Source organism: Thermobaculum sp. T2p, from assembly GCF_059335935.1.
Map to the genome: position 1 here is coordinate 1 of NZ_JANZYQ010000005.1, position 21,797 is coordinate 21,797.

At 46.5% G+C, this 21,797-nt stretch carries 22 protein-coding genes; 5 read left to right on the plus strand and 17 right to left on the minus strand.

Going from position 1 to position 21,797, the window contains the following annotated elements; genetic code table 11:
• The 4 genes from N2245_RS01995 to N2245_RS02010 all read left to right on the plus strand — a co-directional run.
• Positions 1 to 2,094 (plus strand): heme lyase CcmF/NrfE family subunit (locus N2245_RS01995; protein WP_494535060.1); only part of this gene is annotated, 2,094 nt, incomplete at its 5' end.
• Positions 2,081 to 2,605 (plus strand): cytochrome c-type biogenesis protein, encoded by a 525-nt coding sequence (locus tag N2245_RS02000; protein ID WP_494535061.1) that lies wholly within the window; start codon positions 2,081 to 2,083, stop codon positions 2,603 to 2,605. The genes N2245_RS01995 and N2245_RS02000, both read left to right, overlap by 14 nt.
• A complete protein-coding gene (locus N2245_RS02005; RefSeq protein WP_494535062.1) occupies positions 2,599 to 3,993 on the plus strand; it encodes a DUF6242 domain-containing protein in 1,395 nt (464 codons plus the stop codon). The genes N2245_RS02000 and N2245_RS02005 overlap by 7 nt, the downstream gene beginning before the upstream one ends.
• Complete coding sequence (locus tag N2245_RS02010; RefSeq protein ID WP_494535219.1) at positions 3,990 to 5,171, plus strand: carboxypeptidase regulatory-like domain-containing protein; 1,182 nt, start codon at positions 3,990 to 3,992, stop codon at positions 5,169 to 5,171. Before N2245_RS02005 ends, N2245_RS02010 begins: the two co-directional genes overlap by 4 nt.
• A gap of 4 nt (positions 5,172 to 5,175) precedes the next feature.
• On the opposite strand, the gene N2245_RS02015 is transcribed toward N2245_RS02010, so the two are convergent.
• From N2245_RS02015 to N2245_RS02025, 3 genes are read right to left on the minus strand one after another with little or no spacing between them, the layout of a single operon-like run.
• Positions 5,176 to 6,075, minus strand: coding sequence for an N-acetylglucosamine kinase (locus N2245_RS02015; RefSeq protein WP_494535063.1), 900 nt, complete (start codon positions 6,073 to 6,075; stop codon positions 5,176 to 5,178).
• The gene (murQ, locus tag N2245_RS02020; protein ID WP_494535064.1) at positions 6,068 to 6,991 is read right to left on the minus strand and encodes an N-acetylmuramic acid 6-phosphate etherase; all 924 of its coding nucleotides are present in this window, start codon (positions 6,989 to 6,991) and stop codon (positions 6,068 to 6,070) included. The genes N2245_RS02015 and murQ overlap by 8 nt, the downstream gene beginning before the upstream one ends.
• An 18-nt stretch (positions 6,992 to 7,009) precedes the next feature.
• The gene (locus N2245_RS02025; protein ID WP_494535065.1) at positions 7,010 to 8,176 is read right to left on the minus strand and encodes an exo-beta-N-acetylmuramidase NamZ family protein; all 1,167 of its coding nucleotides are present in this window, start codon (positions 8,174 to 8,176) and stop codon (positions 7,010 to 7,012) included.
• 92 nt (positions 8,177 to 8,268) lie between these two features.
• Between N2245_RS02025 and nagA the strand changes: the two genes are divergently transcribed.
• Complete coding sequence (gene nagA, locus N2245_RS02030) at positions 8,269 to 9,444, plus strand: N-acetylglucosamine-6-phosphate deacetylase (protein WP_494535066.1); 1,176 nt, start codon at positions 8,269 to 8,271, stop codon at positions 9,442 to 9,444.
• On the opposite strand, the gene N2245_RS02035 is transcribed toward nagA, so the two are convergent.
• From N2245_RS02035 to N2245_RS02100, 14 genes are all read right to left on the minus strand, one after another.
• Positions 9,437 to 10,252, minus strand: a complete 816-nt coding sequence (locus N2245_RS02035; RefSeq protein WP_494535067.1) for a phosphatidate cytidylyltransferase — start codon at positions 10,250 to 10,252, stop codon at positions 9,437 to 9,439. The two genes, nagA and N2245_RS02035, sit on opposite strands and share 8 nt — an antisense overlap.
• A gap of 3 nt (positions 10,253 to 10,255) precedes the next feature.
• Positions 10,256 to 10,960, minus strand: coding sequence for an undecaprenyl pyrophosphate synthase (uppS, locus tag N2245_RS02040; RefSeq protein ID WP_494535068.1), 705 nt, complete (start codon positions 10,958 to 10,960; stop codon positions 10,256 to 10,258).
• Positions 10,957 to 11,514 (minus strand): ribosome recycling factor, encoded by a 558-nt coding sequence (gene frr, locus N2245_RS02045; RefSeq protein WP_494535069.1) that lies wholly within the window; start codon positions 11,512 to 11,514, stop codon positions 10,957 to 10,959. Before frr ends, uppS begins: the two co-directional genes overlap by 4 nt.
• 38 nt (positions 11,515 to 11,552) lie before the next feature.
• Positions 11,553 to 12,263 carry a UMP kinase gene (pyrH, locus tag N2245_RS02050; protein WP_012875458.1) on the minus strand — a complete coding sequence of 237 codons (711 nt, stop codon included), beginning with the start codon at positions 12,261 to 12,263 and terminating at the stop codon, positions 11,553 to 11,555.
• 99 nt (positions 12,264 to 12,362) lie between these two features.
• Positions 12,363 to 12,821 carry a translation elongation factor Ts gene (tsf, locus tag N2245_RS02055; RefSeq protein ID WP_494535070.1) on the minus strand — a complete coding sequence of 153 codons (459 nt, stop codon included), beginning with the start codon at positions 12,819 to 12,821 and terminating at the stop codon, positions 12,363 to 12,365.
• Positions 12,822 to 12,924: 103 nt separating this feature from the next.
• On the minus strand, positions 12,925 to 13,776 hold the full coding sequence (rpsB, locus tag N2245_RS02060) for a 30S ribosomal protein S2 (RefSeq protein ID WP_494535220.1): 852 nt from the start codon (positions 13,774 to 13,776) through the stop codon (positions 12,925 to 12,927).
• Positions 13,777 to 13,978: 202 nt separating this feature from the next.
• Positions 13,979 to 14,863, minus strand: a complete 885-nt coding sequence (locus N2245_RS02065) for a sugar phosphate isomerase/epimerase family protein (RefSeq protein WP_494535071.1) — start codon at positions 14,861 to 14,863, stop codon at positions 13,979 to 13,981.
• Positions 14,864 to 14,885: 22 nt separating this feature from the next.
• On the minus strand, positions 14,886 to 15,146 hold the full coding sequence (locus N2245_RS02070; protein ID WP_494535072.1) for a hypothetical protein: 261 nt from the start codon (positions 15,144 to 15,146) through the stop codon (positions 14,886 to 14,888).
• 16 nt (positions 15,147 to 15,162) lie between these two features.
• Positions 15,163 to 16,197 (minus strand): inositol 2-dehydrogenase, encoded by a 1,035-nt coding sequence (iolG, locus tag N2245_RS02075; RefSeq protein WP_494535073.1) that lies wholly within the window; start codon positions 16,195 to 16,197, stop codon positions 15,163 to 15,165.
• Positions 16,160 to 18,031 carry a 3D-(3,5/4)-trihydroxycyclohexane-1,2-dione acylhydrolase (decyclizing) gene (gene iolD / locus N2245_RS02080; protein WP_494535074.1) on the minus strand — a complete coding sequence of 624 codons (1,872 nt, stop codon included), beginning with the start codon at positions 18,029 to 18,031 and terminating at the stop codon, positions 16,160 to 16,162. The genes iolG (N2245_RS02075) and iolD overlap by 38 nt, the downstream gene beginning before the upstream one ends.
• Before the next feature lie 4 nt (positions 18,032 to 18,035).
• A complete protein-coding gene (iolB, locus tag N2245_RS02085; RefSeq protein WP_494535075.1) occupies positions 18,036 to 18,872 on the minus strand; it encodes a 5-deoxy-glucuronate isomerase in 837 nt (278 codons plus the stop codon).
• A gap of 26 nt (positions 18,873 to 18,898) precedes the next feature.
• The gene (gene iolG, locus N2245_RS02090; protein WP_494535076.1) at positions 18,899 to 19,906 is read right to left on the minus strand and encodes an inositol 2-dehydrogenase; all 1,008 of its coding nucleotides are present in this window, start codon (positions 19,904 to 19,906) and stop codon (positions 18,899 to 18,901) included.
• Positions 19,899 to 20,858, minus strand: coding sequence for a transketolase family protein (locus N2245_RS02095; protein WP_494535077.1), 960 nt, complete (start codon positions 20,856 to 20,858; stop codon positions 19,899 to 19,901). Before N2245_RS02095 ends, iolG (N2245_RS02090) begins: the two co-directional genes overlap by 8 nt.
• Positions 20,855 to 21,748 carry a transketolase gene (locus N2245_RS02100; protein WP_494535078.1) on the minus strand — a complete coding sequence of 298 codons (894 nt, stop codon included), beginning with the start codon at positions 21,746 to 21,748 and terminating at the stop codon, positions 20,855 to 20,857. Before N2245_RS02100 ends, N2245_RS02095 begins: the two co-directional genes overlap by 4 nt.
• Positions 21,749 to 21,797: the final 49 nt, after the last annotated feature.

Sequence of the window (21,797 nt, forward strand, 5' to 3'; positions counted from 1 at the left end):
CAAGTTCCAGTCCAAATCATCTCAAGGAAATACACAGTGATACCTTCTGATATAGCTTTCCTTGCTCTAATCGTAGCTTTTGCATTAGCAGTATATGGATTGATAACAGGAGCTTATGGCTCCTGGTTGCTGTCTAACAGCGAGAGCAGGTTGTATAGCAAGCTGAGAGGCAATCTGCTTGTTAGAAGCTCTCAGCATGCAATATTCGCAAACGCCTTTCTGGTTACTCTGGCAAGCGGATTCATGTTCTGGGCACTTTTTACCCATGACTTTAGGATCGCCTACGTAGCCCAGACATCTAGTAGAGATATGAGTCCCAGTTATCTATTCACGAGCTTCTGGGGCGGGCAAGCAGGGTCGCTTTTGTTCTGGGCTTGGATGTTGACTATCTTCTCGGCCATCGCAGTTTGGCATGCTAGGAAGAATTATCCAGAACTAGCTCCTTATGTCGGGTCAGTACTTCTTGGTATAGAAGTATTCTTCCTATTGCTTCTAAGCTTCGTCTCCAATCCGTTTGAGAGGCTAGCGGTCGAAGCGGTTGATGGGCAAGGACTCAACCCACTCCTCATGGACCCAGGGATGAGATTTCATCCCCCATTCCTACTTACTGGTTACATGAGTTTCTCTATACCCTTTGCTTATGCCATAGCAGCCTTACTAACTGGAAGGCTCGGCAAGGAATGGTTGCTGGCTATCCGAAGATGGATGCTTATCGGATGGCTAATACAAGGTATAGGGTTGCTTATAGGCGCATGGTGGGCCTATCATGTGCTTGGCTGGGGGGGGTACTGGGGTTGGGACCCTGTTGAGAATGCTGCGCTCATGCCATGGTTAACCGCGACAGCATTCATTCACTCAACCATGGTTCAAGAGCGTCGCGGAATGCTCAAGGTATGGAACCTGGGACTCGTGGTTTTGACCTTCCTTCTAGCCATATTCGGCACTTTCATTGTACGTAGCGGTGTAATCTCCTCTGTACATGCTTTCGCACTTTCCAGTCTAGGGCCGTTCTTCTTCACCTTCCTGGGTATAGCAACTATATTCTCATTGGGACTAATATTCTTCAGGTTGCCCAAGCTGAAGACAGAGGGAAGTTTTGATTCCCTGCTGTCTAAAGAGGCCAGTTTCCTAATGAACAATCTATTGATACTTGGAATTACTTTCGCCACCTTCTGGGGTACCATATTCCCGCTCATATCAGAGGTGGTTAGAGGGGCAAAGGTATCGGTAGGGCCGCCATTCTTCAAGCAAGTGAATGGGCCTTTATTCCTGCTATTGATACTCCTAATTGGCATTGGAACGTTGTTAGCATGGCGCCGTAGCTCGGGTCACAGATTTATACGCAACCTAGCACTCCCAGCAGTATCTGGAGTAATAGTAGGATCACTTCTATTCCTGCTGGGCGTAAGAAAATTCCCCGCGCTGCTATCTTTCTCTGCTATAACGTTTGTTTTCATAGCCACCTGTATAGAATTCTATAAGGCTGCAGCTGCTAGAAGTAGGAACACTTCTGAGCCCTTTGTGATTGCTTTGGTAAATATAGTTAGAAGAAATAGACGAAGATACGGCGGATATATAGTCCACTTAGCTATGTTGCTACTAGCAGTAGGCATAACAGCCTCTAGCTTCTATCAGTATGAATCCACGCGCACGCTGCAGAAGGGCCAGTCTATGAGTGTGGATGGCTATACCCTAACAAGCAATGGCCTATACGTTATACAGAGACCAAGCGTTCAGGTAATCTATGCGGATTTAAGCCTCAGACATGGGCAAGAGTACCTTGGTAACATACGCCCTGAGAAAAGGATTTATAAGAATTGGGAAGACCAGCCTGTTACTGGAGTGGCTATCAAAACTCTATTTCCCAACCTAGATGATATATACGTGCTAATAAGCGATATAGATCAAAACGGCAACGCAACTGTTAGGGTATTTATAAATCCCATGGTGGCTCTTATATGGTGGGGTGGTGTACTATTTGTAATTGGTACCCTAATATGTGCATGGCCACAGGCAAGGAGAAGCGTGGTCAGACAAAGGAGTACAGCTGCAGAGGTATTAGTTAACCAGGTAGGCGCGAATGTCCAGGCTTAGATTAGTAGATCTATTGATAGTCAACATCATAACTTTACTCCTACTACTAGCTCCCACCTTTGTAATCAATAACAAGGTATTTGCCAAATCACAGCCTGCTAACATAGATGATCAGGTAAGACAAATAGCAAAGGACCTAAAGTGTTTAGTGTGTGAAAACGAGTCAGTTGCTGACTCTCCATCCCCTTTGGCCGCAGATATGAGAGAAACCATCAAAGAGAAACTACTTGCTGGTGAGACTCCAGAAGAGATAAAAGCATACTTTGTGCAGCAGTATGGTGAGCAAATATTACTGACCCCTCCCAAGGAGGGCTTTGGACTCCTTGTTTGGTCCTGGCCTATATTGGCCATAATCATTTGTGGAATAGCCCTACTCTTTGCCATGAATAAGTGGGTTAGAAGAAAATCTGTCTCCATGATAGATAGCTCAAATCATGTATCAGATACCGAGCTAGAGGATGCTGAGATTCTGCAAGAGATCAAGGATCGAAGGGTTTCTGAACTGTGGTAATAGCTCTAGCTGCAGCGATTATATTCCTGGTTGTGGTAGTTTTTGTGCTTCAGCCTTTATTTACACGTAGGCCCTCCTACGTGTATCTCCAGAACGCTCTAATTGACCAAGGAGATTCCAGTATTCATGATATGGCATTGGAAGCTCTTGCAGATATAGAAACTGATTACAGGTTAGGCAAGCTGAGCGAAGAAGACTATAGGCAACTACGTCTCCAATATAGAGAACTTGTCAGCACTACGGCAGGATATGGTACAGATTCAGCAGAAAATGATCTAGCCTACATCGACAGGCAAATAGAACACGATCTTTTGATGATCAAGACCAATCAATCCGTAACTGAAGCACAGGAATTAGTATGTCCAAGGTGTTCAGCCAGGGTAGATAAAGATGATTCGTTCTGCTCCAAGTGTGGAACCAAACTCCAGGCTACATCGATCGAGCCAACACCCAATTTACAACTTAGAACTCCGACTACAAAGCGTGTTGTATTACCCTCCCTAGACAGGCGAGGAAAAGCCCTAACATCTATAGTTATAGCTTGCTTATTATTTGCTCTGGCGACCGCAGTTATTTACCTCCAACAGACAGCTAGAAATGCCAGCGCTAGAGCAGTAGGTACCATTCCATCGAACAATGTGCAGACTATAGCTACATATGGATCTGGCGACCTAGTGTTTGCAGGAGATGGCACTACTATCTGGAAGAGTACTGATGGTGGTAAGACTTGGGAATCCCTTTCCGGCATACAAGGTAACGTAACATCCATAAGTACTACTGATAACCGTTTATTTGCTTTAGTCAACTCCCAAGTATGGACATCAGAGGATCAAGGCAAATCATGGATTAGAATATCAAATGCCCCAAGGCTGGTAGCTATCACAGTTGACAACGAAAACTCAAAGATATATGGATTTGATGCAGAGGGCAACCTATACATAGGATCAAACAATGGTGCCAGCTGGATTAAAACTACTGGCCCAGAACAAGCAGGCGTTTCATCGGCAACCATAGCCTCTACCGATCCTCTAGTCATATTTGGTTCTAGTCCGGCAGGTGTATTTGTTGGTACACAAGGAGCTTGGGGTAGTGCTAACGGCACGGTAAACGGAGCGCTACCCACCAAGAACGTTAGATACGTAGTATATGACAGATCTAGCGGGGAGAGAGGTACACTTCCAAATGGTGGGAACATCCAGGGGACATTGTATGCAGCCACAGATATAGGGCTCTTCAAGTCCACCGATTACGGTACAAGCTGGGTAAAGATTGGATTATCAAAAGACCTAAGAGCCTTAGCAGTTGGAAATGATGTCATGTATGCTGTAGACTCCGCTGGCAACATCTACGTCAGCCGCGATAAAGGAGTTTCTTGGTCAGGGAAATGAGAGTACACGGACTTCAAATCTTAATAACCCTCATTGCATTCCTACTAGTTAGTAGTACGATTAGTTCGAACGTAAATGCTGCAGCAAACGGGAAGATAAGCGGCAGACTGATAAATGGGACAACATCTCGCCCACTCAGTGGGTACTCGGTGAACCTATATTGGACTAACGGACAAACAGAACAGCCCAACAAGTCCACGAAGACAGATGCCAATGGTTATTTCCAGTTTAATAGTCTGCCAGTAGGTGACAACTACAACTATATAGTCTACGCGAAATACAAAGGCGTAGAGTACACTTCACAGAACATACAGCTAACTGACAAAAACCCCAGTCGCAAGTATGATCTCAAAGTCTACGAGACCACATTTGATGATTCTATAATTCATATTGAATCTGCTTCTTTAGTGCTACTAGACACAGATAAAACTACGCAGAGGGCTTTCGTCCTAGAGACGTTCATGATCCAGAATCCTACCAATAAGACTTTTCTGCCTACCACCAACGGACCCAAAGGGCCTATGGGACTATTGAGATTCTCGCTACCATCAGGGGCGGATCAACTAACAGGTCTGGGCAGACTGGCCAACTATCAGATGATTCAGACCGATAGAGGATTCGGCACAAACTTACCCATATATCCCGGGCCTAATGAGGTAACTTTTACCTATAGCATCCCGTATAGCGTAGATCAGAGCAATTACAACTTTCAACTTACTTTACCCTACCCTACAAAGGAGTTCAGGCTGCTCGGGAAAGAGGGCGGCCCAAGCATAAGTTCTTCCCAACTGAAAGCTGGTGATCCTGTATCTCTTTGGGGCAGTAGATATAATCTTCTTGTCGGTGGCCCATTTCAAAATAGAACCACCCTGGATATCACGTTTAGCGGATTACCAGTAAATATATGGACTATAAGGCCCAACAACCCACAGATTTGGATAGCTACAGCGGGACTAATAATCCTGATGCTGGCCTCAACACTAGCTCTCATCAGTAGAAAAAGCAAGCAGGTCTCCGAGCAGGCTTTATACAATAAATTACTAGCAGAGCTAGCATCTCTTGACAATCAGTTATCAGAAGGAAAGTTAGATCAAGAGACCTATAACAGGGAAAGAGCAGCCATTAAGGAAACCCTTATAAACCTAAAAATGCTACAATCTAAATCCAGTACTGCCTAACTGACTAGATATTTCTGGCAGCTCGGGCTGCCGCCAACGCAGGCTCTTGCACTACCTCAACTTGACCCAACTTGCAATGTTGAGAGACTATATCTAATACTCCTTCCCGAAAACTGGTGTTACCGACCAATAGCCCACCACAAAGAGCCAACGGCACCTCACCATTTGGGAACTCCAGCCGGCGTGCAAGAGGTAGAGCCAGCAAAGCTATCTCACGAATAGAATCGGCTATTATCTGCTTTGATGCTTGATCCCCCTCTGCAGCTGCCTCGAAAACAATCTCAGCCACAGAAGCAACCAAAGCCTTATCGTAGTTATGATACACTTTTGGAATTATTTCGGAGGGATCATGTAAAGACCATTTATGCAGTATCTTGTCCAGCAAGGAGGTGTTAACTCCCCTGCCATCTGCCATTCTAACTGCAGCCTGTAATCCTCTCCTACCTATATCATAGCCGCTGCCTTCATCACCAATAATATGTCCCCAACCACCAGTCCTGCTCCTCTTACCTTTCACATCAACACCAACCGCTATGGCACCAGTACCAGCTATAATAGCTATACCAACGTTATCCCTAAGGGCACACAAGCCCAGGTCACCATCATTAGTGATCTTTATTTTATCGGCAACCGAGGAGAGTGCCGGATACAGCGCATCATAATCTTCGGGTCTATCAGTACCTGCAATACCTAGCCATGCAGCCTTAGGCTTATCAGTAATGCCCGCTAGCGACAGAGCCTCCGATACAACTGAGGTTATCGTGTGCACTACCCAGTCCAGACCTGAAACAGCATAATTAGCGCCTGCACCAGATTTCCTACTTAGTTCATTGCCGGCAGCATCGACTACAACAGCAAGGGTTTTACTACCTCCAGAATCAACGCCTACAAAAACCTCACTCAAGGCCCAACTCCTCTAGAACGTTTCTTACAACACCGTTAGCCGCCTGAAGCCTTCTTCTAGCATCATCAAAGTCAAGCCCTGTCTTTGCCATTATTATCGCCACTTTGAGATTGTAGTTGGATCTTTTAAGGATGTTCTCAGCTTCCTGCTCACTCACGCCTGTAGCTGCTTGAAGTATCGATACAGCTCTTCTCCTTAGCTTGGAGCTTCTGGGTTGGAGATCTACCATCAAGTTACCGTATGTTTTCCCAAGAAGTATCATACTACCTGTACTTAGCATGTTTAGCACCATCTTCTCAGCAGTACCTGCTTTTAGTCGGGTGGAACCTACGATAACTTCGGGACCAACCACAGGGGCTATCATGATATCCACTATTCTTTCTAACGGAGTCTTGGGGTTACAAGCTAAACCTATAGTCAGTGCTCCCTTTTCCTTCGCATAAGCGACAGCACCAAGCACATATGGCGTTCTACCACTAGCAGCAATACCCACCAGTGCATCCATATTACTTACACCCAACTTTTGAGCATCAGCACGCCCTGCTTCCGCACTGTCTTCTATCTCTTCTATAGACCTAACCAAAGCTTCCGGCCCGCCTGCTACCCAACCTATTACCATGCCCTCTGGAGTACTGAAAGTAGGAGGACATTCTGAAGCATCTAACACACCTAATCTTCCAGAGGTGCCAGCACCCATGTATATAAGCCTGCCGCCTTTACGTAGCCTTGCAGCTATCTCCTCTATAGCACGTGCTATCTTTGGCAGTTCTTTCTGAATAGCCAAAATTACCTTAGCATCCTCAGAATTCATTACCTGAACTATCTCTAATGGAGACATCTTATCTATATTAGTAGTTGCTGGATTGATCTTCTCAGTCTCCAAAGACTTAAGTACCTGTTCAAGATCCTCTATCATAACCACTTCCTTACAAAATTACTGATAGAGCTGTACTTCCCGGAATCTATCTATAAAAGATAGTGCATCTTCTCTCCAAACTGTTACCAAATCTAGGAATTCACTATCGGTATTTGAGGTAACAGCTTTACGCAGCTTGTCACTACCTATCAGCAGGTCCACAAAGAACTTACCTTCACTGTTTTGTATCCATTCGAATTTTTCTTCATCCTGCAAATAAAAGGCTCTCAGAAGATACGCCCCCAATTCCACCGGCCTCAATGCATATCGATCCAATATATGTACTTGTAAGCCTCCACACGACCGGCCAGAATGTTTTGAGAACATAGGCGTAAAATATGTAGCGCGAAACAACACCCCAGGAAACTCAAATTTCCTTAGTGTCTCCAGTAATGCATATGGATCTATCCAGGGTGCTCCTATATATTCGAAAGGTCTAGTTGTTCCCCTGCCTTCAGATATATTAGTTCCCTCTATAAGACAAGTGCCAGGATATAACAGCAGGGAGTCCATAGTTGGTAGATTGGGAGAAGGTTGCACCCATACTAAGTCTGTATCATCATACCATAAGTGCCTTGCCCAACCTTCCATCTCTATTACTATAGGTGCTCTTAGTCCCAATTCATGAGCCAAAAGACATGCTGTCTCACCCAACGTCATTCCATGCAAGACAGGCACATCATGAAATCCAACAAAAGAAGTGTACTCCTTCTGTAGTAAGGGGCCATGAATACCCTTTGGTGAGAGAGGGTTAGGTCTATCAAGAATTATTACATCTACATCGAAGCGTGAAGCCTTAGTCATTACCCTCAACAGCGTAGACGTATAAGTAGCATAGCGCACACCTACGTCCTGCAAATCAACAACTATTGCATCTATATCTCTTAGGAGTTGATCCTCTGGTTCATAGGATTCCCCATAAAGGCTATGTACTGGAATTCCAGTTCTAGGGTCAATATAGCTCGAAACTTTCTCCCCAGCTTGCACCTCACCTCTTATACCATGCTCTGGTGCAAGTAGTGCCACTAGGTCAAAACGGTCATCAGAAGCAAGTAAATCAACGATATGGCGCATATTCCTATCCACGCCAGTATGATTAGTCAGAAGAGCGATAGGACGCCCCTCCACTGCCTCATTTCCCTGCGATAAAAGTCTTTCTAATCCTGTAATGATTCGTCTTCTCATAAGCTAAGTGAGTACCAAGATATAAAATGAAAAGACAACAAGTATGTTAGCATAATAACATGAAACTCCAGGAAAGATCTGAGGTTATCTAGATGGAGATATTTATTCGTGGTGGAAACATAGTAGATGCTCGCGGGATAAGGCAAAACCCAGGCTTGAAACTCTCAAATGGACTAATCAGCTATCAAGACACCAACTTACAAGACGGCTTCAAAGTCATCGATGCATCAGACTTCTATATCCTCCCAGGTTTTATCGACGTGCATACACATGGAGGCGGAGGGTTTGATCTGCATACTACCGACCCACAAGAAATACTTTCATACTGCAAATGGGCACCCTCAACTGGGGTAACTTCATTTCTCATCGGAGTAGTTGGTATACCACATGGTATACCGATAGCGCAAATACAAGCCGCAGTAAATGCTATAGAAAGCTATCAGGAAGGAGCAGAGCCTCTGGGGATTCACCTGGAGGGCCCATATATTAGCCCTGAGAAGCGAGGAGCACATGATACCTCATGGCTTCGAACACCCGACATTGATGAAACAAAATCTATACTTCAATCTTCCAAGGGGCATCTACGGCTGGTTACTATAGCACCAGAACTACCAAATGCACGCGAGATGATAAGTCTACTCATAGATAATGGCGTTAGGGTAAGTATAGGACATACCAACTCAACCTATGAGCAAGCTCTTGAAGCTATCGGATGGGGAATAACCCATGCGACTCATTGTTTCAATGCCATGCCTCCACTACATCACAGAGAGCCAGGTACATTGGGAGCAATTGCTGAGTCACCACAAGTAATGGGAGAGGTTATAGCAGATGGCGTACATGTTCATCCAGCAGTCGTTAAAATACTCGTCAAAGCGCTAGGATCCGATAGGACGATTGTAATCACAGATGCTTTATCTGCTGCTGGATGCCCAAGTATGGAATTTACTTTCGGAGGACAAAAAGCTAAGGTAATAGATGGGGCAGCTCGCCTTGAAGATGGCAGATTAACCGGAAGCGTTCTCACTATGGATCAAGCATTGAGGAACATGATAGAAAAAATAGAAGTAGAATTACCTGATGCCGTAAGAATGCTTACTTTGAACCCAGCAATATCTGCATCAGTCGAATCTAGAAAGGGCTTGATCGAGCCTGGGTACGACGCTGACCTGGTGCTAATGAATCAAAACTTGCAACTTGTGGCTACAATATGTAAAGCCAAGATTGCCTATGCTATAGAAGGCTTTTCAGCTAAGGAGGTCACGTAACTGCCAACTTGGCTATATAGTAAGTTATCAAGACGACCCATAAAAGACCATCTATACGATCTAGCAGGCCGCCATGCCCGGGGATTATGTTCCCGGAGTCTTTCACCCCAACAGCCCTCTTTATGAACGACTCTGCGAGATCGCCCAGCTGACAGGCAAAGGCAAGCGCTAGGCCCACTATAGGTCCCCAAACAAGGCTTATAGGTAGTCGAAACAAGGGTACAAGAATTGTAACTAACAGGATAGTGAATACTGTTGAAGCCATAGCCCCTTCGACAGTCTTTCCTGGGCTGATTTTGGGTGCCAGCTTCCTTCTTCCAAACATACTACCCGCTACATAAGCGCTAGTATCTGTAACCCATGTAGAGATTATGGCCAAGATAAGCCATTCACGTCCTGATTCCAACCCCCTAATAAGCTCTATATGAGCCATGGGTAAACCTACGTACAGGCTGGAGCCTGTTGTAAATAACCACGCAATCACCCCCTCCTGGGGCTTGAGACGTAGCACAGAAAACACCGCGGGCAATAACACACTAGCACAGCACGCAAATAATACCCAAGATAACTGACTAGTCATGTTAGCCAAAGCCCCGCTTATCACAATAGAGACCGTAAGTAGAAGCAGCAACCCAAGAGGGATGCCTGGATAAAGAGATGAGATCATCCTATACAGCTCAAGCGCCCCAATAAAGGCAAGGACTATTAGCAATAGGATCAGTATAGATCTGGGGCTATAGACAACCGCTGCTGCAACAAGTATAACTAGGACGCTACTAATAGACCTGATTAGGAACCCTGAAGGCAAGGTTTAATCCTCTTCAAGAAGTCCTCCGAATTTACGTTGACGACGACCATAGTCCTCGATCGCCTGTCTAAGATGATCTTTAGTGAAGTCCGGCCAAAAAACTGGCGTTGACCAATACTCCGCGTAGGCTGCTTGCCAAATGAGAAAATTGGAAAGCCTCATCTCTCCTGCCGTCCGGATGATAAGATCAGGATCGGGTAGTCCTGCGGTGTAAAGATATTGGCTAAAGAGATTTTCATCGATCTTATCAGGCGGAACATGATCTGACACTATCTTTTTGACGGCATGTATGATCTCGGCCCTGCCACCGTAATTATAAGCGACGCTTAGAACCAACCTGTTGTTATGCTTTGTAAGCTCTAGAGCTTTCCTTATCTCGTGCTGTAGATGCTCAGGAAGTTCGTCTAGGCTGCCGAGGTGACGTATCTGGACTCCGTTCTTGTGAAGCTCAGGTGTTTCAGTCTGAAGGACGTTCTCGAGTATAGAGAGGAGCATAGATACTTCTTCAGGCGGTCGAGACCAATTCTCGGTAGAGAAAGCATAGACGGTCAGATACTTGATGCCCAATTCCACACATGCCTCGACCACATTGCGTATGTTACGTACACCGGCACGATGGCCTTCGTATCTTGGCAGACCTTGATTAACGGCCCATCGACCATTACCGTCCATGATTATCCCGATGTGATTGGGTATACCGTTACTCAAACTGTCAGTATCTCCTGCTCTTTTTGCTCACCAAGGTTGTCTGCTTCCTTGATATATTTATCAGTCAGCTGCTGCAGCTTCTCCTGAGCTCTACGAGCCTCGTCCTCGCTAATCATCTTCTCATGCTGCATCTGCTTGATGTCGTTCATGACATCACGACGAATGTTTCTGATGGCAACTCTATCTTCCTCAACTCTCTGACGAACCATCTTGACCAAACTCCGCCTTCGCTCCTCTGTTAGAGGCGGAACAAGTATGCGTATAATCTTGCCATCATTTGAGGGATTAAGCCCAAGCTCGGATTTCTGTATAGCCTTTTCGATAGGTCCTATAGAATTAGGATCCCAAGGAGTAATAGCTATCATTCTCGGCTCAGGCACAGATATACTAGCAAGTTGAATCAGAGGTGTTGGTACTCCATAGTACTCGACCTCTATATGCTCGACAAGCCCTGGAGTCGCTCTACCAGATCTTATGTTAGACAGATCCTTTTTAAGAACATCAATGCTATGACGCATACGCTTTTCGGCATCTGCCAACAAGTCGTCTATCATCTCGCACTCCTCCCAACAATTAATATTTTGACCGTAGTTTAGCTTACTACAGTTCCAAGCTTATCGCCTGATATCACTCTTACTATACTGTCTGGCTCTTGGATCCCAAATACCAACACAGGTAGAGAGTTCTCCTGACAGAGAGCAAGGGCTGGGCCATCTATAACCTTAAGGCCGAGCTGGATAGCCTCCTTAAAGGTGATTTCATCGTACTTTACAGCATCAGGGTAGACATTAGGATCAGAGGAATAAACACCATCAACATTATTTTTAGCAAACAGAATAACTTCCGCATGCAGCTCGAGCGCACGGAGTGCAGCAGCTGTATCCGTACTGAAGTACGGATTGCCCGTGCCAGCTGCGAGTATCACCACTCGACCTTTCTCCATATGTCTTATTGCACGTCTTCTAATATATGGTTCGGCAACTTGTGGCATCTCTATAGCAGTCATAACTCTGGTTTCACAATCCATCTTTTCAAGAGCATCTTGTAAAGCCAGAGAATTAAGAACGGTAGCAAGCATACCCATGTAGTCGGCCACTGCCCTATCCATACCATGTGACGCTGCGCTTAGGCCTCGCCATATATTGCCTCCGCCCAGCACAACAGCAACCTGTACCCCCTGAGATGCCACACGCTTTATCTGCCCTGCTATATCTCGCACTACCTCAGGATCTATCCCGTACCCCATCTTGCCCATCAAGGCCTCACCGCTCAACTTGAGAAGAACGCGATTATATTTGGCCACAGGACATCACCCCCTATTTCCTGTCTAGAAGGCTTACATAATAGAGCCAATACGATAATATACGAAAGGGGGCGCTTTTTGCGCCCCCTTTATTGGAAACTACTCTTCACCAAGTGCAAACCTGCAAACTCTACGAAGAACTATGTTTTCACCAACCCGAGCAATGGTGTCGTTAATCAGATCCTGAATGGTCTTGCTAGAATCACGATTGTAGGCTTGAGAAAGAAGTTCCTCCACAGAGCCCGCCCCATTAGCAGCAGCCTGCATTGCTATTTCCTTGGCAAGATTCTTGAAATCATCAGTGCGTGCTACGAAGTCGGTCTCACAATTGAGCTCTATGAGAGCCCCAAGCCTACCAGCATGCACATAGGACTCTATAAGTCCCTGTTTGGCCTCTCTGCCGGCCTTCTTAGCTACTACTGATAGTCCCTTCTCACGAAGGATCTCAGCTGCTCGCTCGATATCACCACCAGCCTCTTCCAGAGCTCTACGGGCATCCATTATGCCAGCACCTGTTCTTTCTCTTAGTTCAATAATCGCTTCCTTAGATATGGTCACCTCGGTTTTCCTCCTAATAAATACTATGTTTGTTTTTACACAAAAAAGAGGGTCGGAGCACCGCCCCTACCCTCCGACTTGCACCCTATATTTAGGGATAAACCTACACGGTGGCTAGATCTGACTCACTCTCGGACGCTTCATCCGAGCTCTCAGCGCTTGTCTCACTACTACTCTGTGTTGCAGCAGGCGCAGATTCCTCTGGCTCAAAGACCGTCTGTAGCTCTTCTATCACCTCTGGCCCTTCGACAAAGACCTCTTCACCTTCTTCAGCAGCTAGGCTCTCTCTACGCATTCTGCCTTCAAGAGCAGCATCAGCTATCTTGCTGGTTATCAGCCTAACCGCTCTAATGGCATCATCATTCGCTGGTATTACCCAGTCTATTACATCCGGGTCGCAGTTGGTGTCTACCATAGCTACTACTGGAATGCCCAATCTATTGGCTTCCGATACTGCTATGTATTCCTTCCGTGGATCAACCACGTAAACAATGGAAGGCAAACTATCCATACCTCTTAGACCGCCCAGCATCTTATTGAGCCTCTCAAGCTCCCTCTCGAGCTTTAGGGCTTCTTTTTTAGGTAGGCGGTCAAAGTCGCCTTCAAGCTTTCTACGCTCCAGCTCTTCCATAGTACGGAGCCTGGACTTGATGGTAACAAAGTTGGTGAGCATACCACCCATCCAACGCTGGTTAACGTAGAACTGCCCAGCACGGGTTGCTTCTTCTGCTATGGCATCCTGAGCCTGCTTCTTGGTACCAACAAAAAGGACTGTGCCGCCATTAGCCACAGTATCGGCAACAAAGTCATAAGCTTCGTTGAGCGCACGTACGGTCTGAGCCAGATCAATTATATGGATACCATTGCGCTCGGTGAATATATAAGGCTTCATCTTTGGGTTCCAGCGCTTTGCCTGATGCCCAAAGTGAACGCCTGCTTCCAACAAAGCCTTCATATTGATTACGTTTGCCAAATGACAACCTCCTTTTTTATAATCCTCCGCTCCCTTCCACAACCAGGGACCAGAACACATATCTGGCAGGACCTAGCCATCCGGGAACGTGCGTTTTATACACTCACCAGTATAACACACCATAACCAGCGGAGTAAGGTTAGACTCCCATCCTACCCTTTCTTATGAGCAGTGCTAATTTGACTTATATGCCAAAATTTTCTCTTAGAAACTGACGATTATGTCTTGCGGACTCAAGCGGCGATAGCTTAGTGGTATCTTGCTCGACAATGACCCATCCAGAGTAATTGTGCTCGTCCAAGGCACTGAAAAAGCCTCTGAAGTCCAGGCCGCCTTTCCCAAATTCAGTAAAAATACCCATATAGAGGGCTTCTCTAAATCCCAAGTCTTCTTGTTTACACTTATCAAGCACGTCCATATCTACATCTTTTAGGTGCACGTATATGATACGATCACCATATTTCTTACATACCTCTAGGACATCGCCCCCACCATATAGGAGGTGTCCCACATCCAAGCAAAGACCAATCTTATAAGGATCGGTCAAACCCATTAGCTTGTCTAACTCCCTCTCTGTTTCCACGTATGTGCCCGCATGGTTATGAAAAGCAACCCTAACTCCCAATTGGGCGCAGACATCCGCAATCCTATGTAGGCCCTCAGCCATTGACAACCATTCATCTTCAACCATCTCAGCATCCTCAGGTACGTGTCCTGCCATGGCCCAACGTTCAGGAGAACCCGAATCTGCTACGACTACCACATCAACTCCAATGGAGCTAAGAAACTTGGCTGTACGAGTAACCAATTCAATATCAGCTGCATGATTGGCCCTGGATCTGAGGTTAGTAGGACAATATTGAGAAGCCGGCCTAAGTCCCCTTCTAGCTAAGTCATCTAGCAGTTTATTGGGATCTGTAGGGAAGTCTCGACCTATCTCTGTACCTTCGTAACCGGCTTGTGCCATCTCGTCAAGCATCTGTTCATAAGGCGTGGGAGGCCTGTAGCCTGGTACGTCAACGTTGTTCCAATTTATAGGAGCCGTGCCTACGCTAACATTAAGAGGCATATCTACCAACCCTCTCAGCTTGCTATTCTTCTTGCGTAACTATCTCCCATTCATCGGGCTCAATGCCAAACTCTCTACAAGCCTGAAGCATGGCATCTTCTTCAGTATCATAGTAAATATCTGCTTGCGGGCGTCCGTCCTTACTTAGATAAAAGAGATAACAACCTACATCCCCCTTATATCGAATAATCTCCAGGTGACTAACTGCATCTCCACCTCCCATCCAAGTCGGTATCTGCTCAGTACGGAGTTTTACCTTACGTAAAAGTACGTAACTGCTCATCCCCTTACCCCTAGATTCATAAAGGAATTTGAACCCAATCTTGGCTTTTTCTACTTCTAGTTGCTGCATCAGCTACCAAAAGAGCCCTAACAGCATCCTCTACTCCTGGAGAAGGGTTCTTTCCAGCTACTATTGCATCAACAAAAGCTTGTATCTCGTCCCTGTATGCGTCGCGAAATCTTTCTGTAAATAGTGTATGCCTGTCTATTACTATCCCTCTTCGATCATACAACCTGGTAGGAAACTTCTCATCTAGCTCGGTTACTACCTTGCCTTCTGAACCATATACTTCAGCACGAATCTCATAACCCCAGGGAGCCCTCCAAGCGTTATGTACGACACCCACAGCCCCATTAGAAAGCCTGAGGATAACAAGTCCATAATCTACGTCATCGATTTCTTCTAGCTGCTTATCCACGAGTACAGCTCCATGAGCATACACAGACTCTATCTCCAACCCCGTCAAGAAACGCGCTGCATCGAAATCGTGCACACCCAAGTCCCAGAACAACCCTCCGCTGGTCTTCAGATAGTCTATAGATGGAATGCGATCACAAGTTACGCCCTTAAATAGCTCTGGTACTCCTATACACCCCTGCTCTATCAGCTGACGAGCTCTTCTGTAGCCAGGATCAAACCTACGTTGAAAACCAATCTGAAAGGGGATACCAGATGCTCTTATCTTATCAGCTGCCCTCATAGCATCCGGGACATTGTCGGCAAGTGGTTTCTCGCAAAACAGTGGCTTACGTGCTTCAGTAACCAGGACTATGTGCTCATAATGAAAGATGGAGGGCGAAGCTATAACTATCGCCTCCACCTCAGGATCATTTACCAAAGCACCAGGGTCATCAGTAAGTGGTATAGGATAACCCTCAGCCTCAAGCTGCTTCTTATGAGCAGGATCAACTGCAGCTCTAACTAACCTTGCTCCTCGGACAGCATTCATAAGATGATCAGCATGCAAGGCCCCTATCCTGCCGAGGCCGATGATACCTACACCTATGGGAGCCCTAGTAGTAGAAGCGTTGCTTCTCTCTCGCAGACTCATACTCCTTTCTGGCCCTGATTACCGATTCCTCCGAAGATACCTCTGCTACAGGAACATCCCACCAGCTTTCAAAGGACGAGACTTTGGCATCAGGATCTACAGGTACATGTATAACCACAGTCCTATCTGCTTTAGAGGCGCGCTCCAAAGCAGATCTGAGATCTGCCGCGTTATCAGCAAACATACCCACTGCCCCGAGGCTTTCAGCATTTTTGGCAAAGTCTATCTGCATATACGGACCCTCAAGCCTGTTAGTGCTTTTATCCCTATATCTTAGCTCGTTACCGAACGAAGGTGAGCCCGAGCTTATTTGTAGGCCCCGTATACACTGAAAGCCAGAATTATCCACCACGACTATCGTCAGTTTGTAACCTTCCTGCAACGAGGTCACGATCTCCGTATGAAGCATAAGGTAGCTGCCATCCCCGACCATCACATAAACTTCTCTGGACGGGTCTGCCATCTTGACTCCTAAGCCGCCAGCTATCTCGTAACCCATACAGGAGTAGCCATACTCAAGATGATAGCCCTTCGGGTCACAAGCTCTCCAGAGCTTAAGCAAATCTCCTGGCAGTCCACCAGCAGCGCATACCACCACATCTTGAGGTCTACTAAACTCGTTGACTATCTTGATGACATTAGCCTCTGTAAGCTTCCCAGCTATGGTACGAGATCGTTCTTCATCCACAGCAGCATCCCAGAGCCTCTTGAGGTTAGCCACATCATGCCTGTACTCCTCTGAAGTACTGAACCCCCGGCCGATCAAAGCCCCATATAAAGCTTCAAGAGTGTTACGGGCATCACCTACCAACGGCAAAGCCCCCAGCTTATGTGCGTCCATAGAGGCAATATTGATTCCTATAAAACGCACCTCAGGGTTCTGAAAAGCAGTTTTGGAAGCAGTAGTAAAGTCCTGAAGCCTAGTGCCCACGCATATTACTAGGTCAGCATCGCGTGCAAGCCTGTTAGCAGCTAATCCCCCATTGGATCCTATAGGCCCCACATTCCAATCATGATTCCAGGGCAATACCCCCTTACCTGCTTGGGTCTCGCTGAGAGGGATTCCAAAAGTACTTGTGAATTTATCGAGGACTTCAGATGCTTCAGAATATATAGCTCCTCCACCCGAAACTATCAACGGTCTTTTAGAGTCCTGTATCATCTGTGCGGCTTCAACTATTTGTGATTCTGGAGGCACGGTTCGTACAATTCTATGAACATGCTTCTCAAAGAAACTCTCTGGATAATCATAAGCTTCCGTCTGTACATCTTCAGGAAGACAAATAGTAACTGCCCCAGTTTCTGACTGATCCGTAAGAATCCTCATAGCCTCAGGCAAACTATCTAGCACCTGTTCTGGTCTCGTGATCCTATCCCAAAATCTCGAGACTGGCCTGAAAGCATCATTGACCGTAGTCTCTCTCATTAGAGGATGCTCAAGCTGCTGGAGAACAGGATGAGGAAGCCTTGAGGCAAAGGTATCACCGGGAAGCAGCAGAACAGGTAGCCTATTGACTGTAGCCGTAGCAGCTCCAGTTACCATGTTAGTAGCACCAGGCCCAACTGAAGAGGTACAGGCAAACATCTCTAACCTGTTCTTCATCTTGGCATAGGCAGCAGAAGTATGCACCATTGCTTGCTCATTTTGCGGTCTATAGTAAGGCAGATCTTGCCCCATTTCCTCCAGTGCCTGACCCAACCCCGTCACGTTGCCGTGCCCAAATATCCCAAACACCCCACGAAACATCTTGTGCTCGATACCATCTCTCTCAGTGTATTGAGCACTTAGAAACTTAACTATCGCTTGTGCTGTAGTGAGTTTAAAGGTTGCCATCTCCTCATCCCCCATAAGGCTTCCATGAAGAGGCTACCCAGGCATGCGCCGGATCGTCTTTGAACCTCCATTGCCTAATCGGGCCAGCCATAACGTTCAGATAATACAGATCATACCCCGGGGCAGTCACGACGGGATGATACCCTCTTGGGACCATTACTAAGTCACCGTCCTGGATGAGTAGGACCTCATCCAAATCTCTATCATCTGTATAAACTCTCTGATAGCCAAATCCCTGCTCCGGCCTGAAGCGGTGATAATACGTCTCCTCTAGGTAGGTTTCATTTGGAGGATCGTTTCTATCATGCTTATGTGGTGGATAGCTAGACCAATTTCCACTAGGTGTTATAGCCTCGACCAGAAATATGTGCTGAGCCGGACGATCTGCCTCGTAGAGATGCCTGATGACTCGTTGGGCGTTGCCTTCACCTCTGATCTCTTCGGATATCTCTTCAGGGGTTACTAACCTTGGCGATGCACCCTTCTCAGCTCTTGACCCACAACGTGCTATCTCACAGTCACTTACCGCCGATATAACAAACGGCATCCCAGGAGGAAGGTATACCACATAAGGCTTCCCCTCGAAGACACTACTGCGCTTACCTATATCATCCCAAGTTGCTGATGGTGTCTCCACCGTCACTTTGCCACTCAATACGACCAAACCTACTTCCTCATTACGTGTGCCATCCTCTATAGATTGCCCTTGATGGAGCCTCCACACCTTGAAGCTAACATATTGCCAACCTGCTTCTTCCTGGCTAACCTCGAGCACTGTACCATCAGCTGAAGGAGTAGCAGATGTCCTCTTGATCAACCTACCCTTTGCATTAACACTCATAGCCTTCCTCCTGAAATTTCAAGCTCTCACAAACCTTCCACTCTCACTGGTTTACCTATTCTTAGGGATCGATCAGCGGCTAGTCCCAACGCGGTAGCCTTCCTACCATCTATTCCGGTCACAGCGGGTTCGGTATCTTCGATCACGCTCTGGATGAAAGAAAGCATTTCTGCTTGATAGGCGGAAGCAAACCTCTCTATGAACCAGTAAACATGATCCTCACAGACCCCTTGTCGGCCGTAATAAGTAACGGGAGTTTCATGAGAATGTTCTATCCTTATAGCACCTTCCGAACCGAGCACTTCAGCGCGTACATCGTATCCGTAAACTGCCTCGCGGCTGTTTTCTATAGTAGCGATTATTCCCCCTTGTAGCTTCATGACCACGACTGCGTTATCCACATCTTGGTAACGCTCAACTATTGGGTCCACTAGAGCTGATCCGGTAGCATAGATCTCCTCAACTTCTAACCCGGATAAGAACCGAATGATATCAAAGTCGTGTACCATAGTGTCCCTGAACAAGCCACCACAGGTCTTCATGTAATTCTCATCCGGCAGTTGTGGATCCCTTGTAACAGACCTCAACATGTAGAGCTTACCTAGCTCGCCCCTCTTGATCATTTCTCGGGCTCTCAAGAACCCTGGATCAAAACGTCTCTGGAAACCTATCTGAAGCTTGACGCCATGCCTTTCAACCACTTCAAGAGCATTATCTATCTCTGGTAACTCTAGGGCTATGGGTTTCTCACAAAAAATATGCTTTCCAGCAGATGCTGAGGCCTGAATAAGTGCTGCATGAGTGTTACCAGGTGTAGCGATCACTACAGCATCAATGTCGGGGCGTTCGATGGCTTCTAGTGGGTCATCACTCCAACGTTCAACCTCAAGTTCCTTAGCTAAAGATTCCGCTAGTGAGCCAGCCACGTCAGCTATAAAATATAGCTGTGCATTCGGCACATTATAGGCAATAGTTCGAGCATGAAATCTACCTATCCTGCCAGCACCTAGCAATGCCATCCTTAGCTTAGGCATCTCGACCCTCCAATAGTCCCATAGCAGCGGCAACTATGTGTCGCGGCGTAAGACCATATTTTTCCAGGAGCGCATCATTAGGCCCTGATTCCCCAAACACGTCTCTTAGGCCGACGCGAACCATCCGGGTTGGCCTCTTCTCACCTAACACCTCGGCAACTGCACCCCCCAGGCCACCTAGGATCGAGTGTTCTTCAGCCGTAACAACTCGGTTGGTGGCTTCGGCAGCAGCAAGAATAGCCTCTGTATCTAATGGTTTGATAGTTGGTAGGTGTAGTAAGTACACAGATACATTCTGTGCCTCAAGCATACCAGCAGCCTGAACAGCGCGCGCAGTCTGCACACCAGTAGAGATGATGGCTACATCCTTGCCTTGGCGAAGGACCACACCCTTTCCAAGTTCGAATTTATATGCGTCATCAAAAATTAGAGGACTTGGATCCCTGGTCAACCTAAAGTAGACAGGACCAGGATAGTAAGTAGCAGCATATATAGCCTGTCTACACTCTATCTCATCTGCTGGCGCTATCACCGTCATATTTGGCATAGCCCGATATACAGTTATATCCTCTACTGATTGATGAGTCTTACCAGTAAAACCTGTAAGAATACCGCTGTAACCAGCTCCCAGTTTTACAGGTAGTTTGGTCTGAGCTATCGTCATACGTACCTGATCCAAATCTCTTTTAGTAAGGAAGACAGCAAAAGAGCTCAGCCATGGAATCAGTCCAACAGAAGCCAAACCTGCAGCTACACCTGCCATATTCTGTTCAGCTATCCCCATCTGGAAGAATCTATCGGGGAATCGCTCAGCAACCTTATCTGCCTTCGTAGAATTCGCCAGATCGCCATCCAGTACCACTACCTTTTGGTCATTGGCCATGATCTCACATAGGGTATCACCCCAAACATCTCGCATGGCTTTTCCAAGGCGTAAAGTTTCACTCGTCACTCAGCCACCTCCGGCTCACCCAGCTCCCCGAGGGCTTTGTTCAAGTCCTCTAATGTGAGAGGCTTAGAGTGCCATGGATACTGACCTTCCATAAACGACACCCCTTTACCCTTTATGGTGTGAGCGACAATAAAGGTGGGCACGCCATTATGAGCCTTAGCCAAGTCACAAGCACTAAGTATCTGCTGAGGATCATGACCGTCTATCTCAATAACATTCCAACCAAAAGCACGCACCTTATCACCTGGATTCACTATTGGAGGCTCCCTATGGACATCCCTATACCCTGATGGTGAACTAGTCCAACCATACTGCGAAAGTCCATTGTAATCAAGAATAGCTATAAGGTTATCCAGATGGAATCTTGGTGCGGTGTGTATCGCCTCCCAAATCTGGCCTTCCTGCATCTCTCCATCCCCAATTAGTACCCAGACGTGAAAATCCTTCCCTAACACCTTAGCTCCTAGAGCCATACCTAAACCAACCGATAGTCCTTGACCTAAGCTTCCGGTAGACATATCTACTCCAGGAGTAGCCGTCATATCTGGATGCCCTTGTAACCTGGAATTGATAGCATCAAAAGTTTGCAGTTCCTCTACCGGGAAATAACCACGCAGGGCTAAAGCTGCATAGTAGCCTACAGCTGAATGCCCTTTAGAAAGAATAAACCTATCACGATCATCCCACTCAGGATTTGAGGGATCGACGTTCAGCACAGCAAAATATAATGTAGCAAGTATATCCGCTGCCGATAGTGGCCCGCCTATATGTCCAGCTCCAGCATGATAAACACTTTTGAGTACCAAAGACCTTATCTTGCGAGCTATCTCGCGTAGTTTGTCAGGATCTCGGGTGGGAGATAGAGGGACATCAATCGATATGGCGCTCACAAAACGTGTCTCCTTCACACGAGGTAGAAAGTATCTTCTGATCTCATAT

Excerpts from the sequence above, each read along its gene's own strand:
- iolG (WP_494535076.1), bottom strand. The coding sequence starts at position 19,906 with ATGCCTAAGCTAAGGATGGCATTGCTAGGTGCTGGCAGGATAGGTAGA.
- N2245_RS02000 (WP_494535061.1), top strand. The coding sequence starts at position 2,081 with ATGTCCAGGCTTAGATTAGTAGATCTATTGATAGTCAACATCATAACT.
- N2245_RS02010 (WP_494535219.1), top strand. The coding sequence starts at position 3,990 with ATGAGAGTACACGGACTTCAAATCTTAATAACCCTCATTGCATTCCTA.
- rpsB (WP_494535220.1), bottom strand. The coding sequence starts at position 13,776 with ATGAAGGCTTTGTTGGAAGCAGGCGTTCACTTTGGGCATCAGGCAAAG.
- iolG (WP_494535073.1), bottom strand. The coding sequence starts at position 16,197 with ATGAGTCTGCGAGAGAGAAGCAACGCTTCTACTACTAGGGCTCCCATA.
- iolB (WP_494535075.1), bottom strand. The coding sequence starts at position 18,872 with ATGAGTGTTAATGCAAAGGGTAGGTTGATCAAGAGGACATCTGCTACT.
- N2245_RS02025 (WP_494535065.1), bottom strand. The coding sequence starts at position 8,176 with ATGAGAAGACGAATCATTACAGGATTAGAAAGACTTTTATCGCAGGGA.
- N2245_RS02065 (WP_494535071.1), bottom strand. The coding sequence starts at position 14,863 with ATGCCTCTTAATGTTAGCGTAGGCACGGCTCCTATAAATTGGAACAAC.
- frr (WP_494535069.1), bottom strand. The coding sequence starts at position 11,514 with ATGATAGACGACTTGTTGGCAGATGCCGAAAAGCGTATGCGTCATAGC.
- murQ (WP_494535064.1), bottom strand. The coding sequence starts at position 6,991 with ATGATAGAGGATCTTGAACAGGTACTTAAGTCTTTGGAGACTGAGAAG.
- nagA (WP_494535066.1), top strand. The coding sequence starts at position 8,269 with ATGGAGATATTTATTCGTGGTGGAAACATAGTAGATGCTCGCGGGATA.
- N2245_RS02070 (WP_494535072.1), bottom strand. The coding sequence starts at position 15,146 with ATGAGCAGTTACGTACTTTTACGTAAGGTAAAACTCCGTACTGAGCAG.
- iolD (WP_494535074.1), bottom strand. The coding sequence starts at position 18,031 with ATGGCAACCTTTAAACTCACTACAGCACAAGCGATAGTTAAGTTTCTA.